17 protein-coding genes are annotated in these 14,737 nt (G+C 40.6%); 14 read left to right on the top strand and 3 right to left on the bottom strand.

Going from position 1 to position 14,737, the window contains the following annotated elements:
- The first annotated feature begins 1 nt into the window (after nucleotide 1).
- Nucleotides 2-1,072 (top strand): glucose-1-phosphate thymidylyltransferase, encoded by a 1,071-nt coding sequence (locus WC445_00205; protein MFA5128375.1) that lies wholly within the window; start codon nucleotides 2-4, stop codon nucleotides 1,070-1,072.
- A 71-nt stretch (nucleotides 1,073-1,143) separates the two neighbouring features.
- Here WC445_00205 and WC445_00210 read toward each other — a convergent pair whose 3' ends face one another.
- Complete coding sequence (locus WC445_00210) at nucleotides 1,144-2,298, bottom strand: PEGA domain-containing protein (GenBank protein MFA5128376.1); 1,155 nt, start codon at nucleotides 2,296-2,298, stop codon at nucleotides 1,144-1,146.
- 81 nt (nucleotides 2,299-2,379) lie between these two features.
- Between WC445_00210 and murA the strand changes: the two genes are divergently transcribed.
- Both murA and WC445_00220 read left to right on the top strand, forming a co-directional pair.
- Nucleotides 2,380-3,633, top strand: a complete 1,254-nt coding sequence (gene murA / locus WC445_00215; protein ID MFA5128377.1) for a UDP-N-acetylglucosamine 1-carboxyvinyltransferase — start codon at nucleotides 2,380-2,382, stop codon at nucleotides 3,631-3,633.
- A gap of 15 nt (nucleotides 3,634-3,648) precedes the next feature.
- Nucleotides 3,649-4,899: a S41 family peptidase gene (locus WC445_00220; protein MFA5128378.1), complete on the top strand. Its 1,251-nt coding sequence runs from the start codon at nucleotides 3,649-3,651 to the stop codon at nucleotides 4,897-4,899.
- Nucleotides 4,900-4,946: 47 nt separating this feature from the next.
- Here the strand turns inward: WC445_00220 and WC445_00225 are convergent, their stop codons facing one another.
- On the bottom strand, nucleotides 4,947-5,216 hold the full coding sequence (locus WC445_00225; protein ID MFA5128379.1) for a hypothetical protein: 270 nt from the start codon (nucleotides 5,214-5,216) through the stop codon (nucleotides 4,947-4,949).
- Nucleotides 5,217-5,325: 109 nt separating this feature from the next.
- Between WC445_00225 and rplI the strand changes: the two genes are divergently transcribed.
- The 3 genes from rplI to WC445_00240 all read left to right on the top strand — a co-directional run bounded on the left by rplI (nucleotide 5,326) and on the right by WC445_00240 (nucleotide 8,319).
- Complete coding sequence (gene rplI / locus WC445_00230; protein ID MFA5128380.1) at nucleotides 5,326-5,772, top strand: 50S ribosomal protein L9; 447 nt, start codon at nucleotides 5,326-5,328, stop codon at nucleotides 5,770-5,772.
- A 73-nt stretch (nucleotides 5,773-5,845) separates the two neighbouring features.
- Nucleotides 5,846-7,471, top strand: a complete 1,626-nt coding sequence (locus tag WC445_00235; protein MFA5128381.1) for a CTP synthase — start codon at nucleotides 5,846-5,848, stop codon at nucleotides 7,469-7,471.
- 35 nt (nucleotides 7,472-7,506) lie between these two features.
- The gene (locus WC445_00240) at nucleotides 7,507-8,319 is read left to right on the top strand and encodes a C39 family peptidase (protein ID MFA5128382.1); all 813 of its coding nucleotides are present in this window, start codon (nucleotides 7,507-7,509) and stop codon (nucleotides 8,317-8,319) included.
- A 132-nt stretch (nucleotides 8,320-8,451) separates the two neighbouring features.
- Here the strand turns inward: WC445_00240 and rpmA are convergent, their stop codons facing one another.
- Nucleotides 8,452-8,736, bottom strand: coding sequence for a 50S ribosomal protein L27 (rpmA, locus tag WC445_00245; GenBank protein ID MFA5128383.1), 285 nt, complete (start codon nucleotides 8,734-8,736; stop codon nucleotides 8,452-8,454).
- A 206-nt stretch (nucleotides 8,737-8,942) separates the two neighbouring features.
- On the opposite strand from rpmA, the gene WC445_00250 reads away from it, so the two are divergent.
- The 8 genes from WC445_00250 (at nucleotide 8,943) to murG (ending at nucleotide 14,655) form a co-directional block, all read left to right on the top strand.
- Nucleotides 8,943-9,164, top strand: a complete 222-nt coding sequence (locus tag WC445_00250) for a hypothetical protein (protein MFA5128384.1) — start codon at nucleotides 8,943-8,945, stop codon at nucleotides 9,162-9,164.
- Nucleotides 9,165-9,183: 19 nt separating this feature from the next.
- Nucleotides 9,184-9,567 carry an iron-sulfur cluster assembly scaffold protein gene (locus WC445_00255; protein ID MFA5128385.1) on the top strand — a complete coding sequence of 128 codons (384 nt, stop codon included), beginning with the start codon at nucleotides 9,184-9,186 and terminating at the stop codon, nucleotides 9,565-9,567.
- A 4-nt stretch (nucleotides 9,568-9,571) separates the two neighbouring features.
- Nucleotides 9,572-9,796 (top strand): NifU family protein, encoded by a 225-nt coding sequence (locus WC445_00260; GenBank protein ID MFA5128386.1) that lies wholly within the window; start codon nucleotides 9,572-9,574, stop codon nucleotides 9,794-9,796.
- 4 nt (nucleotides 9,797-9,800) lie between these two features.
- Nucleotides 9,801-11,000 (top strand): cysteine desulfurase family protein, encoded by a 1,200-nt coding sequence (locus tag WC445_00265; GenBank protein ID MFA5128387.1) that lies wholly within the window; start codon nucleotides 9,801-9,803, stop codon nucleotides 10,998-11,000.
- Between the two features lie 111 nt (nucleotides 11,001-11,111).
- Nucleotides 11,112-11,405, top strand: coding sequence for a hypothetical protein (locus tag WC445_00270; GenBank protein MFA5128388.1), 294 nt, complete (start codon nucleotides 11,112-11,114; stop codon nucleotides 11,403-11,405).
- Nucleotides 11,406-11,408: 3 nt separating this feature from the next.
- Nucleotides 11,409-12,458 (top strand): phospho-N-acetylmuramoyl-pentapeptide-transferase, encoded by a 1,050-nt coding sequence (gene mraY, locus WC445_00275; protein ID MFA5128389.1) that lies wholly within the window; start codon nucleotides 11,409-11,411, stop codon nucleotides 12,456-12,458.
- Nucleotides 12,459-12,482: 24 nt separating this feature from the next.
- Entirely contained in the window at nucleotides 12,483-13,580 is a 1,098-nt protein-coding gene (gene ftsW, locus WC445_00280; protein MFA5128390.1) for a putative lipid II flippase FtsW, read from the top strand.
- Between the two features lie 4 nt (nucleotides 13,581-13,584).
- Complete coding sequence (gene murG / locus WC445_00285) at nucleotides 13,585-14,655, top strand: undecaprenyldiphospho-muramoylpentapeptide beta-N-acetylglucosaminyltransferase (GenBank protein MFA5128391.1); 1,071 nt, start codon at nucleotides 13,585-13,587, stop codon at nucleotides 14,653-14,655.
- Nucleotides 14,656-14,737: the final 82 nt, after the last annotated feature.

The raw sequence follows: 14,737 nt of genomic DNA on the forward strand, positions 1-14,737 counted from the left end.
TATGAAAGCCCTGATTACGGCCGGAGGAAGAGCAACAAGGCTCAGACCAATTACTTATACAACCAATAAACATTTGATTCCCATCGCTAACAAACCGATGTTGTTTTACGCGTTGGAAAAAATAGCAGAAACCGGTGTGAAAGAAGTCGGGATAAATATTAATCCTGGAGAAAAAGAAATTCAGCCGGTAGTTGGCGACGGCAGTCGCTGGGGTTTAAAAATTTCCTATATTGAGCAATCCGGCGGGCCGAAAGGATTGGCGCATATTGTCCGGAACGCCAAGGATTTTTTGGGCGATGAACCTTTTATTTTTTATCTCGGCGATAATATTATTTTGGGAAGCATCAAAAGATTTGTTGATAAATTTGTCAACGAAAAACTTAACGTTCTTTTGGCTTTCGCCCGCGTATCTGATCCGGAAAGATTCGGTGTGCCAGTTATTTCTAACGGAAAAGTTCTCCGCGTTGAAGAAAAACCAAGTCAGCCCAAAAGCAATTTTGCCCAGACGGGAATTTATATTTATGACCACCGTATTTTTGACGCCGTAGAAAATATTCCACCCTCACCGCGCGGTGAGTATGAAATTTCCGATGCCAACACTTATTTGATTGAAAAAGGTTTTAATGTTGGTTATGAGGAAATTACCGGTTGGTGGAAAGACACGGGAAAGCCGGAAGATTTGCTTGAAGGAAATCAATTAATTTTGCATGATTTGTCAGATATAAAAAATGAGGCCGATGTGGCCCCAGGAGTAATTATTCAGGGAAAAGTAAAAATTGAAAAAGGAACTTACATTGGCGGGAAATCTCTGATCCGCGGACCGGTTGTAATCGGAGCGAATTGTGTAATTAATGACAGCTACATCGGACCCTATACTTCAGTAGGCAATAACACAAAAATCACCAATACGGAAATTGAGCACTCAATTATTTTTGATAATGCGGAAATAAAATGCGGCAAGAGAATTGTTGATAGCTTGGTTGGCCATAACACAGTCGTTGCTTCGTCCTGTGATAGTTTACCGCTCGGCCATAAAATGATTATCGGCGATAATTCAATAGTGGAGTTATAGCAGATTAATTAGTGATTGCTAATAAGTGATTTTTTAATAATCAGTTTACTCGTTACCTGTTACGCGTTACTTCAATACGGGAGTTCAAAAACTCCCTTTTTGTTTCCGATAATACCGGAAAAATAAATGCTTTGCTTGGCTCCATCTACAAAAAAATTATTGAGCTCTTCTGGAGTTATAAGATCCAATACGTTCCTCTGATCGCGTTCATCAAGTTCAATAATTTTGATGGTTCCGCCAAGAAGGACAGCAATATAATTTTCATTAATCCACCCTATTTTTTTTATTTCCTGCCCATAACGACTGACAAATATTTTTTTATCAGCGGAAAAGTCGTAAACCCAGATTTCAAAATCAATAGTATAGAGAAGTTTTTTTCCATCTGCTGACCAGGCAAATTGGTCAGCCTTTGTTTCAAAGAGAGCTTCCAACGAAGTAGGGCGAACCACAGAAAGATTTTTTGTTTTTTGATCAAGGACGGCGACTACGCCGGAATATCCCGCCGAGACATCTAAATCCGGAAGAAGATGAGCGTCGGCGATATTTATAGGAACGCCCTTGAAAGTAAAATAAAAATCAGACAGTTTTTGATAGACTGAAATTTCATTATTTCCCGGATTTATCATAATATATTTATGAGTTTGAGGTGCCTCGGAGAAGTCAATAGTAATCAGAATTTTTTGGTTATCATTGCTCCATTCCAAATTAACAATATTACTTTTTTCTTCAGAAATTCTGTAAATTAAACTGCTTTTATTATTTTTAAAATTTAAAAGCCAGATTTCATCTCCAGTTTCTTTTTTATTTAGGTAAATAATTTTTTCCTTGTTAGGCGCGAGACTGAATAATTCCGAATTGGTCTCTACAACTTCGGCGGGTAATGTTTTTTCAAAGAGAGTAATATTTTCCGCGAAAGTAGTCAGGCTGCTTTCTACGGGAAGAATTTTTTGCCAAGGATAAAAATTTTTCTTTTCAATTTTGATGGTATAATCATCGGGAAGGAGATTCGCGATTCTGGCTGGAGTTTTTTCTGTTCGTAATTTTCCGTTTAAGTAAATTTCTGCTCCTGCCGGATTTGATTTTAAAATTAAAATTCCGGTTTTTTGGATTCTGTTGGTTTGGAAATTATAACGATATCCAGCCGTATAGAGAATAACGACAGGAGTAATTAATAAAAATATTATGATGAATGCCAGGTAAACTATTCGACGGAAAGGAAGGGTCATTTTATGGATTGGGTTATGAGTTAAATTTACGAAGTTTTATCTTGATATTTTGAAGCAATAACGCTATACTAAAATAATTATATGTCCAAATTTATCATTGAGGGCGGTAAACCAATAAACGGAAAAATTAGAGCTTCTGGCATGAAAAACGCGGCGACTCCGATTATCGCGGCGGCTCTTTTGACTTCTGAAGAATGTGTAATTTCAAATGTCCCGAAAATTTCCGATGTACTGCGAATGCTTGAGATTTTGAAAAGTTTGGGAGCGAGCGTGGAATGGACAGGGGATCATGAAGTAACGATTTGCGCAAAAAATGTTGATATAAAATTACTTGATGAAAAATTGGTTAAAAGTATGCGTTCGTCAATTCTTTTTTTGGGGCCGCTTTTAGCCAGATTTAGAAGAGTAACGATTCCCGAACCAGGAGGTTGTATTATTGGCAACCGTCCGCCAGACACGCATTTTTACGCCCTGGAAAAAATAGGCGCAAAAGTTACAAGAGAAAATGGACATTTTTGCCTGGAGACAGACGGTCTTATTGGTTCCCTTATCATTTTACCAGAATTTTCTGTTACAGCAACAGAGAATCTTTTGATGGCCGCTTCTTTGGCCAAGGGTGAAACAGAGGTGCACCTGGCCGCTGCTGAGCCGCATGTTCAGGATTTGATAAAATTTTTAACGAACATGGGAGCAAAAATTTCCGGCGCGGGCACTCACACTCTTAAAATTTCAGGTGTGGAAAAATTGCACGGTGCGTGTCACACTTTGATTCCCGATCAGATTGAAATTGGGACTTTGGCCGTGGCTGCGGCCGTGTCTGGCGGTGAGGTCACAATCGAAAATATTATCCCGGAACATCTTGAAATAATTTTACTTAAATTAGAAGAGGCAAGCGTGAATTTGGAAGTCGGCAAGGATTATTTAAAAATTAAACCGTCAAAACGTTTGCGAGCTTTCCGTTTACAAACTTTGCCATACCCGGGTTTTCCAACCGACCTACAGGCGCCATTTGGAGTTTTAGCGACGCAATGTCAAGGAACGACTTTAATTGCCGATCCGCTTTTTGAAGGAAGAATGGGTTATGTCAGTGAACTTATAAAAATGGGGGCAAATGCCATCGTTGCCGATCCCCACCGCGTAATTATCACCGGTCCGACTCCGCTTGTCGGCCAAGAAATAAAAAGTTTTGATTTGCGCGCCGGCGCGACATTGATTATTGCCGGGCTCATAGCTTCTGGACAAACGATTATTAACGAGGCGGAAATTGTTGACCGAGGGTATGAGAGAATTGACGAAAGGCTCCGGGAGCTCGGTGCGGATATTAAAAGAGTTTAAAAATTTAAAATATTTATGATATATAAATTTCCCGAAAGATATAAATTTATTTTTAGGTACACCGCGATCTACGTCGTGGTAACTTTGGTTTTGGGAGGATTTTTGGGCGGCATGGCCTTGGGAGCGCGGCAGGGACGCGTCGGGGCGGAAAAAGAATTTTACGGCGGGGAAATTAAAAATGAAAAAAAAGTTTCGGAATATTTATCTAAAGATATTGATTTTAATCTTTTTTGGGAAGTCTGGAATTTAGCAAAAACCAATTACGTTCATCAGCCGGTCCGAGACACGGAACTTTTTTACGGAGCTCTTTCGGGAATTATTTCTTCCCTTGGTGACCCATATTCTGTTTTTTTTGATCCAGAAACAGCGGCGGATTTTAAACAAGAGTTGGAGGGAACTTTTTCCGGAATTGGCGCCGAACTTGGCATAAAAAAGAATCAGCTTACCATTATTGCGCCGTTGCCCGATACACCGGCCGAAAGAGTTGGTCTTAAGGCGGGCGACCAGATTTTATCTATTGACGGCCGCGATACGACTGACATGGCATTAGATTATGCTGTGAGTATTATTCGCGGAGAAAAAGGCACGGATGTTACTTTAACAATTTGGCGTGAAGGCTGGGATAAAATAAGAGATTTTAAGATTACGCGTGATAAAATTGAAGTTGCGAGTGTCAAATGGGAAATGAAGGATGGCATCGCTTATATTGAAATTAATCATTTTAACGAAGACACTTCAAGAAGATTTAATCAGGCCGTGATAGAACTTCTCGCAAAAAATCCCAAAGGTTTAATTTTAGATTTAAGAAATAATCCCGGCGGATTTTTAAACACAGCCGTCGAGATTGCCGGCGAGTGGATTCCAAATGACATTGTAGTAATAGAACAGATGGACGACGGCAAAAAAAATGAGGAGCGTTCCGAGGGTTTGGCCCGGTTTCAAAATTTAAAGACCGTAGTTTTAGTTAATCAAGGTTCAGCTTCAGCTTCAGAGATCGTTGCCGGCGCTCTTCAGGATTACGAAAAGGCAACGCTTATCGGTGAAAAAACTTTTGGGAAGGGTTCAGTGCAAAATTTAGAACCGTTGCCCGATGGTTCGGCCGTGAAAATTACCGTGGCTGAATGGCTGACACCAAAAGGGAGATTAATCGACAAAGAGGGGATAGTTCCGGACGTGGAAATTTTTCTGACAGAAGATGATTACAACGCCAATCGCGATCCACAAATGGACAAAGCAACCGAAATTATCAACAGCCCAACGGAGTAAAAACCAAAAAAGAGGCTTATCACCTCTTTTTTGGTTTCAAGGTTTAATTAAGCGAAGGTGTTTTGATAGTGGGCGTCGACTTTTGCCTTTGCTTGTATTGTGCGAGTGCAGTCCGGTTCATGAGCTCCACATTTTGCGCAAAGATACCAATCACAAGAACGGCAGGTAGAAGAAAATCTTCCGTCAATCGGTTCGCCGCAATTCCAGCAATGGGTTATTTCCCATTCGCTGCCGCAAGCGGGGCAGGACATTGTGTTCCGAAGCAGTCCCTCGCCGCGGACGGCTCGTTCGCCGCAATAGCACAGATCTTGATTCATATGTTTAATCTTTAATTTTTTCCACCTTTTATTATATGTTTTTTTTATGACGAAAAGATGAAAAGAGATGTTTTTGCTTTTTAAATTTTTTGCTATAATGAAGTGATATATGAAAGTTATTCTTCTTAAAAATGTGGATAAAGTCGGAAAAGTGGGGGAAACGAAAGAAGTGGCCGAAGGATACGGTCGCAATTTTTTGATACCTCGGGGTTTGGCGCGGTTGGCTACGGTTGGCTTTGTGGCAAAAGTGGAAGCTCAAAAAAAAGCGGCGGCGGAAAAAGCAGTAAATGAAGAGAAAAAAATAAAAAAAATAGCTAAAGAGCTTTTGGGCGCGGAAATTAAAATCGCGGCCAAGGTTGGGGAGGGCGGAAAGCTTTACGGTTCGGTCGGGATAGAGGAAGTGGCGGTTGAATTAAAAAAGAAGGGGTTTGAAATAGAAAAAAATCAGATAAAAATGGAAAAACCAATCAAAGATGTCGGCGGCCACGAAATTATGATAAAATTACGGGAAGGACTGGAAACAAAAATTTTAGTAAGGGTTATCGGAGAAAATTAATCTTTGCAACCTGAAAGGTGTAACTCATCAAAACCATGAGTTATAAGTTTTAAGTTGTAAGTTTCAAGATATTATGACCAAGTTTATTTTTGTCGTGGGCGGAGTGATGTCCGGGGTAGGAAAGGGCACGGCCGCTGCTTCTATCGGAAAAATTTTGCAGGGTAAAGGTTTTAGGGTGACGGCGGTGAAAATTGATCCTTACATTAATGTTGATGCCGGCACCATGAATCCAGTTGAGCATGGAGAGGTTTTTGTAACTGAGGACGGCGATGAAACGGATCAGGACATAGGAAATTACGAAAGATTTTTAGACACGAACATTTATTCGGACAACTACATGACCACTGGCCGGGTTTATCAGACGGTTATCCAAAAAGAAAGAAATTTGGAATATGGCGGACGGTGCGTGGAAGTCGTTCCCCACGTTCCGGAAGAAGTAATTAGAAGAATTCGCCGAGCGGCAAAAATTGCTAAAGCAGATTTTGTAATTGTGGAAGTTGGCGGGACAGTCGGTGAATATCAAAATGTTTTATTCTTGGAAGCAGCAAGAATGCTTCATCAGCGGCGTCCGGACGACGTCCTTTTTGTTTTAGTGAGCTATTTACCGATTCCGTCAAAAATTGGTGAGATGAAAACCAAGCCTACTCAGCAGGCGGCTCAACTTCTAAACGCCGCCGGGATCCAACCGGATTTTATTTTGTGCCGCGCCGAGCAGCAGATTGACGAGCCGAGAAAAAGAAAAATTTCAATTTTTTGCAACGTGGATAAGCGCGATATTATTTCCGCGCCGGATATAGATTCAATTTACGAAGTGCCACTTAATTTTGAAAAAGAACAGTTGGGGCAGAGAATTCTTTCAAAATTTTATATGCGCGCGCGGCAAAAGGATTTAGTAGAATGGAAAAAGCTTGTCAAAACCATAAAAACAGCTAAGGGCGAGGTGCGAGTTGGCGTTGTGGGAAAATATTTTACCACAGGAAATTTTGTTTTGTCTGACGCCTACATCTCCGTGATTGAGGCAATAAAGCACGCGGCTTGGGCGCATAACCGTAAGCCGGTTTTGACCTGGTTAAATTCTGAAGAGTATGAAAAAGATCCGTCAAAACTTAAAGAATTAAAAAGTCTTGACGGAATAATCGTGCCGGGCGGTTTTGGTTCGCGCGGCGTGGAAGGAAAGATAAAAGCGATTCAATATTGTCGAGAAAATAAAATTCCTTATTTTGGATTATGTTACGGTATGCAAATGGCAGTGGTAGAATTTGCGAGAAATATTTGTGGTCTTGCAGACGCTAACACGGCGGAAATTAATCCAAAAACGACGAATCCGATTATTCATATTATGGAAAATCAAAGTGATTTGGTGAAAAATAAAAAATACGGCGGGACGATGCGACTTGGCGCGTACCCTTGCATTTTAAATAAAAAATCTTTGAGTTATAAAGCTTACGGCCAAAAAAATATTTCTGAACGCCATCGCCACCGCTACGAATTTAATAATACTTATCGTGAACAATTTGAAAAAGCAGGGCTTGTGATTGCCGGTGCGTCGCCAGACAATAGTTTGGTAGAGATAATTGAAGTGAAGGATCATCCATTCTTCGTTGGAGTGCAATTTCATCCCGAGTTTAAATCTCGCCCGCTAAATCCACATCCGCTTTTTAAAGAATTTATTTCTGCCTGTTTAAAGTCTCGCGGATAAAATATTACCCCATATTATAATTTTATTTTAGATCCATGAAGCGTATTATTTTTCCAATATTAGCAATTTTATTTCTTTCCGGCTGTTTAATACAACAGCCGACTGTTGTTAATAAAAATATTTCTGGTAATCAAAATAGTGTTAGTCCGCCCGCGGTTAACTTAGCCTCAAATGTAAATCAAGAAAATAATGAGCTGGCCAACGCGAATACTAACACTAATACTAATATTAATAATGAAACGCCGGCAGTCGTTTTGCCTGTTAAATTTGATCTCAAAGTTCCTTTCGCCTCTCAAGCTCCTCAGGGTGATTGGAGTATGCCATACCAGGAAGCCTGTGAAGAAGCTTCAATGATTATGGTGGCGCGGTATTTCAAAAATGAAAAATTGGACAATAATATAATGGCAGAGGAAATTTTGAAGTTAGCGCAATGGGAAGAGGATAATGGCTATCCGATAGATTTAACTGCCGAGCAGACAGCCGAGGTTCTCCAGAAATATTTTGGACTTAAGGCGACCCTCAACAAAATGGTTTCGGAAGCGGAGATAAAGAAACAATTGATCGCGGGAAATTTGATTATTGTTCCTTTGGCCGGACGAGACATTGGCAATCCTTATTACACTCAACCCGGGCCGCTTTATCACATGCTTTTGATTCGCGGCTTTGACGAAGATGAATTTATTACAAACGACCCTGGAACAAAACGCGGTGAGGCATATCGTTATAAATATGGTGATCTGCTTTGGGCAGTACACGATTGGGTAGGCGGTGATCGAGAGTTTCATGATCCCAGGCCAGAGCCGGATATGCGGACTGGGGAGCGAATAATGATAGTTGTAGAAAAATAAAGGGTATTCGACCTTTGTTGATTGTGCTCACCGTCCCGCAGTACTGCGGGATCTCACTCGCTTATCAATAAAAAAAAACAAAAGAAGGCTACTCCAGCCTTCTTTTAATGTTAATGGAATCTTTTCTATTTTTTACGCTTTCTTGGGGAGGACATTCACGATTTTGGTCAGACGTAAATGTCCATCAAATTTTGTTTTCTTCTTCGTAGCGAATTTGACCATACCGTCAGCAACTGAATACAAAGTATCATCACTGCCGCGCCGGACATTTTGTCCGGGATGAATTTTTGTGCCGCGTTGGCGGACTAAAATACAGCCGGGATGGGCCATCTGGCCTTCGGTCATTTTTACGCCTAATCTTTGAGCTTGTGAATCGCGGCCTAAACTAGTAGAACCGCCTGCTTTTTTATGAGCCATATTTTTTAGCCGATAAGCTAATAAGCTGGTAAGCCGATAAGCTAATAAGCTGGTAAATTGATAAGTTTCAGATGTTTTATATGTTATCAAAGAGTTTTTAGGCTGTCAACCTTATTTTAGGTCTACCCTTGAATTTAAAAGATAAATGAGATATAATTGAAAAATAGATTAAAGATTTTTGGTTAAAAAATAAACAAAATAAATATATGAAAACAGAATCTTTCAGAATGGCTTTTGAGACAGAGAAGGACATTACATGGATGGTAGTTATTGAAGAATTGTTTAAACATCTAAAGGGTGAATCAGACGTTGAAAAAAGGAAAAATATTGAGGATGAAATCAGAGAGCAGTTAAAGAGATATCGAAGAGAGTTTGGCAAAACAGCGGTCGAGCCTTATTATGAAGAATTAAAAAAATTTAAAAAGTAGCAGTTTTATGTCTCAAATTATGTATTCAAAGGAAGTTATAAAACATTTTAAAACTCCGCATAATCAAGGGGTGATTAAAAATCCGACGGTTGTCGGAGAGTCGGGAAACCCTCTCTGCGGTGATATGATGAAATTATATTTAAAAATTGATAAGAAAAAAGTCGGCGGGAAAATAGTTGATTATATTAAAGACATTAAATTTGAAACTCTGGGTTGCGCCGCGGCCATTGCCACGTCGTCCATGATTACTGATTTAGTAAAGGGAAAGGAAGTAGAAGAAGCAGCCAAGGTGACGAAAGCCAATATAGCCGATTCATTGGGCGGTCTGCCGCCAATAAAGTTACACTGCTCGGTTTTGGCGGTTGAGGCCCTGCATGACGCGATTAAAAAATTAAATAAATAAATTTATGAAAAATAAAGTTAAAAAAATTTTAGACGAAATACGGCCGGCTCTTCAAGCTGATGGAGGAGATGTGGAATTAGTTGATGTCGATGAAAAAACCGGCGTGGTGAAAGTTAAACTTGTTGGTGCTTGTCATCATTGCCCAATGGCGGCGATGACCCTTGAGCAGGGAATCGCGAGAGTCTTGAAAGCAAAAATTAAAGAAGTGAAAGAAGTGCAAGCGGTGTAAATTTATGAAGCGAATATATTTTGATCATTCGGCTACGACGTCAGTTGACCCGCAAGTTTTGCGGGCGATGTTGCCGTATCTAAAAAATAATTTTGGCAACGCGTCGTCGCTTCATTTTTTTGGTCAAAAAGCGCGAATCGGGGTCGAAAAAGCGCGGGAGCAAGTGGCAAAATTTTTGTCTTGCAAATCTAAGGAAATTATTTTTACTTCTGGAGGGACAGAAAGTAATAATCTGGCGATAGTTGGTTTTGTCCGTCGGGCGCGCGCGCTTGATCCGAAAAGAAAAATTCACGTAATCACTTCGGCGATTGAACATCCGGCGGTTTTTGAGGTTTGTCGCGAATTAAAAAAAGAAGAAGTTGAAGTTACATATTTGCCTGTCAGTCGCAAGGGAATAGTAAAATTGGAAGATTTCAAAAAGGCAATTCAGCCAGAAACGATTTTAGTTTCCATAATGTATGTTAATAATGAAGTCGGCACAATCCAGCCGATACAAGAAATTAGCCGGATTGTCAAAGAGGTAAACGCCGGTCGCGGTAATGAAGACAAAATTTATTTTCATACCGACGCGGTTCAGGCGGTAAATTTTTGTAATTGCCGAGTTGATTTTTTGGGAGTTGATATGTTATCTTTTTCGGCACACAAAATTTACGGACCAAAGGGAACGGGTATTCTTTTTGTGCGAGAAGGCACGCCACTTTTCCCAATTATTTTTGGTGGCCATCAGGAACGGGGGATCCGCTCCGGGACGGAAAATGTCGCGGGGATAGTTGGGCTTGGCAAGGCAGTGGAACGATTGAGTGAAAAGTTAAAAGTTAAAAGTGAAAATTTAAGGATAAAAAAATTGCGTGATAAATTGGTAAAGGGAGTTTTACAAAAGATTCCCGGCGTAATTTTTAACGGTGATTTAAAACAGCGTGTACCGGGAAATATTAATTTCTGTTTCAAAAATGTAGAGGGTGAGAGTATTTTATTGATGCTTGACATGGAAGGCATCGCCATCTCTACTGGTTCAGCTTGCTCTTCCGGATCGCTTGAGCCGTCGCACGTCCTTTCCGCCATGGGAATTTCTCCAGAGATTTCTCACGGAAGCGTGCGCATCACTTTAGGAAAAAACAATACCGAAGAAGAAGTGCGCCGCTTAATTAAAGTATTGCCTGGCATTGTGGCGAAATTACGCGAGATGTCGCCCATCAAAAACTAGATTGCCTTTCAAATGATTTTTTTCATCGCCATTAAAAATTTTTTCAGACTTTTCACCGTCCTTATTTTTAAAGACGGATTTTTTAGATTACTATTTTTTTTCTCGCTGGCGGTGAATTTATTTATTTGGGGTTTTCTTTATTTAAAATTTTCTCCACTTCGGGCGCTGGGAGAAAATTTTCCCCTGCATTATAATATTTATTTTGGAGTTGATTTTATTGGCAGGTGGTACGAAATATTTATTATGCCGCTTATCGGTACTTTTTTTATCGCCATCAATTTTATTTTGGCGGATATAATTTATTTAAGAGATAAAATCACAAGTTATTTCTTGACGGGAGCCGGCGCTTTTATTCAAATTTTACTTCTTTTAGCCGCTTATTCGGTCGTTATGATTAATCAATGAAATATGGACAATTTTTCAATCATTAAAATTTTTATTCTCACGACTTTTTCGTTTATCATGGCTATGTCCTGGACACCGGCTCTGACTTATTTTTTGTTTAAATATAAATTGGGCAAGCAAATCAGGGATGAAAAATCGGCGCCGATAATGTCGGCGCTCCATAAAGCGAAATCCGGCACGCCGACCATGGGCGGAGTTTTAATTTGGGTTACAGTTTTAGTTTTAGCTTTGTTGGTTTTTTATCTTGGGGAGTGGACGGGCTCGGAGTTGCTAAAAAAATTTAATTTTTTAACGCGTTCTCAAACGCTTTTACCTTTGGGGGCGCTCGTCGCTTCGGCAATAGTTGGTTTAGTTGATGACTATTTAAACGCGCGGAGAATTGGACCGAACGGCGGGGGTTTTAGAATGCGCCACAGGCTTTTGATGTATACCTTGATCGCAGCGGTTGGCGCGTGGTGGTTTTATTTTAAACTTGATTGGGATTTTATCCACGTTCCTTTTTTAGGAAGTTTTTCTATCGGATGGTGGTATATTCCTATTTTTATTTTTATAATTGTCGCGACATCTTTTTCAGTAAACGAAAGCGACGGTCTGGATGGTCTGGCCGGGGGACTGCTTTTAGCCGCTTTTGCCGCATATGGCGCGATTGCTTTTTCTCAGGGGAAAATGGATTTAGCTGCTTTTTGCGGCGTGATTGCCGGGTCTCTCCTGGCTTTTCTTTGGTTTAACATCAACCCCGCTAGATTTTTTATGGGTGATACAGGGGCGATGTCGCTCGGCGTGACGCTTGGCATCGTGGCTATGCTTACGAATTCAGTTTTACTTTTACCAATCATCGGATTTTTGTTCGCAGTAGAATCAATTTCCGTGATTATTCAAATTATTTCCAAAAAAATTAGAAGAAAAAAGGTTTTTCTTTCAACCCCCCTCCATCATCACCTCGAGGCTATTGGTTGGCCCGAGCCCAAAATTGTTATGCGCTTCTGGGTCATTGCCGGAGTGATGGCAGTCGTGGGTTTTATTATTTCGCTCATGGATGTTGGCTTGGGATAAAAAGTGATTTATGTTTTTTAAAGTATGAAAAAACCGGATTACGTTTTTATTGGGATTATTGGTGCGCTTTTAGTTTTCGGTTTGATGATGCTTTCGTCGGCGAGTTCGCCGGCAGCTTATGAAAAGTTCGATGATAATTATTGGTATTTGAAACACCAAGTTTTTTTTGGTTTGTTGCCTGGCCTTGGCGCATTTTTTTTAATGTCGCGTTTGGATTACAGAAAATGGAAAAAGTACGCATTGCCCTTTTTGGTTATTTCTGTCGTGCTCCTGCTTTTAGTTTTTATTCCAGGCCTCGGCGCCGGCTATGGAAAAGCTAAAAGTTGGATAAATATTTTGGGCATGTCGCTCCAGCCGTCGGAAATAGTTAAATTAACTTTTTTAATTTATCTCGCGGCTTGGCTTGGTCCAAAACGCGGCGGGCGGGATATGCAAGAAGCGGGCGCGAGTTTTATTCCTTTTATAGTGGTTTTTGGCATCATAGCTATTTTAATGATTTTACAGCCGGACATCGGCACTCTTTCCGTTATCGCGATAATTTCGGTAATTGTTTATTTTTCCGCCGGAGCGCCTCTTTTACACCTTGCCTGGATTTCCGGAGCGGGGGCGTTTTTATTTTTTCTTTTGGTAAAACTTGCTCCATATCGAACTGCGCGTTTAACGACTTTTTTACATCCAGAACTTGATCCGCAGGGAGTCGGTTATCATATCAATCAGGCATTGCTCGCGATTGGCTCGGGCGGGTTTTTCGGATTGGGTTTGGGTCTTTCGCGACAAAAATTTCAATATCTTCCCGAAGTGGCCGGTGATTCCATTTTTGCCGTCATGGCCGAAGAGTTGGGTTTTATTTTTATGATTTTATTTGTCGCGGCGTTGGTGGGTTTGGCGATTCGCGGATTTAAAATTGCCAAAAACGCTCCGGATGGTTTTGGCCGGTTGCTCGCGATTGGTATTACGAGTTGGTTTGTTTTACAATCATTTATAAATATTGGGGCAATGCTTGGAATTTTGCCCTTGACCGGAATTCCTTTGCCTTTTGTAAGTTATGGCGGCACGGCGCTTACGGTTTGTCTTGCCGCAGCGGGAATTATGGCAAATATTTCAAAATATTCTAGGGAATAATTTTATGAAAATAATTTTGGCTGGTGGAGGGACAATGGGGTCGGTAACGCCGCTACTGGCTGTGGCCGAAGAATTGCAAAAACGCACACCCGACGCGGAATTTTTGTGGATTGGAACAAAGAATGGTCCGGAGAAAAAAGTTGTTGAGGTTTATAACATTAAATTCATAAGTGTGCCGGCGGGAAAATTACGCCGATATTTTTCCGGTTGGAATTTTTTAATGCCATTTTTGATTGCGGCGGGATTTTTCAAATCTCTTCGGTTGATTTTAAAATTCAAGCCGCAGATGATTTTGTCGGCCGGCGGGTTTGTTGCCGTACCTGTTATTTGGGCCGGCTGGGTTTTGCGCGTGCCGAGTTTAGTTCATCAGCAAGATGTTCGGCCAGGTTTGGCAAATAAACTGACGGCGCGATTTGCAAAAATTATTACTGTAACATTTTCGGAATCTTTAAAATATTTTCCCCGCGCCATTGTGACGGGAAACCCGGTGCGTCCGGAAATTTTTTCCGGAAATAAAGATCGCGCCGCAGAAATTTTTAATTTAGAGAAAAATATTCCGGTAATTTTAATCTTAGGAGGTGGGACAGGTGCGTTTAGTTTGAATAAAATCGTCGTGGCTGCCGCGCTTCGTCTTGCCGAATTTTGTCAGGTTGTTCACATGACCGGAGGAAGAGTTGATGTGCCGCTGCAATCGAAAATAGAAACAATAAAAAGAGAAACTGCTCGCTATCATTCAGTGGAGTTTTTGATGAAAGATTATTCTGACACCCTTGCCGTAGCGGATCTCGTGATTTCCCGCGCAGGATTAGGAACATTATCTGAGCTTGCTATGCTCGGTAAACCAACAGTGCTTATCCCAATCCCTGGCAGTCACCAAGAAGATAACGCCTATTATTTTAAAAAACAAAATGCTGTTGTTATTTGGAACGAACGGAATATTACGCCGGAAAATTTTTCTGAAGCAATCCGCGAACTGTTAAACAATAAAGTAGAATTAGAAAGCTTGGGCAGAAATATTAAAAAGATAATGCCAATTGATGCGGCAAAGAAGATGGCTGACGAAATTTTAAGATAAAAAGTATTACTTTTTGTTATCCACGCTCGTTCGGAAATGAAATTAAAATTTCATTTCTCTCACTCGCTTGATAATAAAAAAA

The organism is Patescibacteria group bacterium (genome assembly GCA_041650995.1).
Classification (GTDB): Bacteria; Patescibacteriota; Patescibacteriia; order XYB2-FULL-38-15; family XYB2-FULL-38-15; genus JAHIRI01.

Coding starts and splice junctions, on each gene's coding strand:
- mraY (MFA5128389.1), top strand. CDS start 11,409: ATGGACAATTTTTCAATCATTAAAATTTTTATTCTCACGACTTTTTCG.
- WC445_00255 (MFA5128385.1), top strand. CDS start 9,184: ATGTATTCAAAGGAAGTTATAAAACATTTTAAAACTCCGCATAATCAA.
- WC445_00240 (MFA5128382.1), top strand. CDS start 7,507: ATGAAGCGTATTATTTTTCCAATATTAGCAATTTTATTTCTTTCCGGC.
- WC445_00210 (MFA5128376.1), bottom strand. CDS start 2,298: ATGACCCTTCCTTTCCGTCGAATAGTTTACCTGGCATTCATCATAATA.
- WC445_00235 (MFA5128381.1), top strand. CDS start 5,846: ATGACCAAGTTTATTTTTGTCGTGGGCGGAGTGATGTCCGGGGTAGGA.
- murG (MFA5128391.1), top strand. CDS start 13,585: ATGAAAATAATTTTGGCTGGTGGAGGGACAATGGGGTCGGTAACGCCG.
- WC445_00265 (MFA5128387.1), top strand. CDS start 9,801: ATGAAGCGAATATATTTTGATCATTCGGCTACGACGTCAGTTGACCCG.
- rplI (MFA5128380.1), top strand. CDS start 5,326: ATGAAAGTTATTCTTCTTAAAAATGTGGATAAAGTCGGAAAAGTGGGG.
- WC445_00250 (MFA5128384.1), top strand. CDS start 8,943: ATGAAAACAGAATCTTTCAGAATGGCTTTTGAGACAGAGAAGGACATT.
- rpmA (MFA5128383.1), bottom strand. CDS start 8,736: ATGGCTCATAAAAAAGCAGGCGGTTCTACTAGTTTAGGCCGCGATTCA.
- ftsW (MFA5128390.1), top strand. CDS start 12,483: ATGAAAAAACCGGATTACGTTTTTATTGGGATTATTGGTGCGCTTTTA.
- WC445_00220 (MFA5128378.1), top strand. CDS start 3,649: ATGATATATAAATTTCCCGAAAGATATAAATTTATTTTTAGGTACACC.
- WC445_00260 (MFA5128386.1), top strand. CDS start 9,572: ATGAAAAATAAAGTTAAAAAAATTTTAGACGAAATACGGCCGGCTCTT.
- WC445_00225 (MFA5128379.1), bottom strand. CDS start 5,216: ATGAATCAAGATCTGTGCTATTGCGGCGAACGAGCCGTCCGCGGCGAG.
- murA (MFA5128377.1), top strand. CDS start 2,380: ATGTCCAAATTTATCATTGAGGGCGGTAAACCAATAAACGGAAAAATT.
- WC445_00205 (MFA5128375.1), top strand. CDS start 2: ATGAAAGCCCTGATTACGGCCGGAGGAAGAGCAACAAGGCTCAGACCA.